The 650-nt window shown below is 36.6% G+C and carries 1 protein-coding gene; it reads right to left on the bottom strand.

What is annotated here, in order from left to right; translation table 11 throughout:
* Positions 1 to 255: 255 nt before the first annotated feature.
* The coding region (locus C1E99_RS03350) for an IS30 family transposase (RefSeq protein WP_153060150.1) at positions 256 to 650 on the bottom strand (395 nt) is incomplete at its 5' end.

Raw genomic sequence — 650 nt, 5'->3', positions numbered from 1 at the left:
TATAAGACCTCCAATTGAGTGTGATAATTCCTGTTAGAAGTTGATTGTTTTTTTATTCTAGTGTACAGGTAAATCCACGAATTCTCAACTGGGGGTCTTTACATATTGTCTAATGAATGGCCAATGCTTCAATGGTCGTCGAAAAATGTTACGTGATTTACAAATGCATTTAAAGGGGGCTCGATAAAAATCTTCTATAATAATGAAGATGAAGCGTGTAGAGAAGAATTCTGAAACCCAAATTTCAAGTTGAAGTTAGCCACCCAAAAGAAATTCACTTGGCGACTTGTAGTCCAAGCATTTTTTAGGGTAGTTGTTAATCCAATTTTCGATAAAAGCGACTTCTTTCGGAGTCGTTTTCTTGGTTCCTTTAGGTAACCATCTCCGAATCAATCGATTATGGTTTTCATTTGAACCTCTTTCCCATGAAGAGTAGGGATGTGCATAGAAGATATGTTCCTCAGGAAACACTTCAACCAATCGACTAAATTCCGAACCATTATCTGCAGTTATTGATAAAATATGATACTCAGCTAATAGTAACCTAAGTGCCTGATTGACAGCTTCAGCAGTTTTACTTGGAATTAATCTTATGATTTGGTGTCTACTTCGTCGGTCGGTTAAGACTAAAAGACACTGATTTTTCGCTC

It is taken from the genome of Streptococcus suis, assembly GCF_002964045.1.
Taxonomy (GTDB): Bacteria; Bacillota; Bacilli; order Lactobacillales; family Streptococcaceae; genus Streptococcus; species Streptococcus suis_U.
The sequence above is the reverse complement of the archived record's forward strand: the minus strand, read 5'-3'. Positions and strand labels throughout refer to the sequence as shown.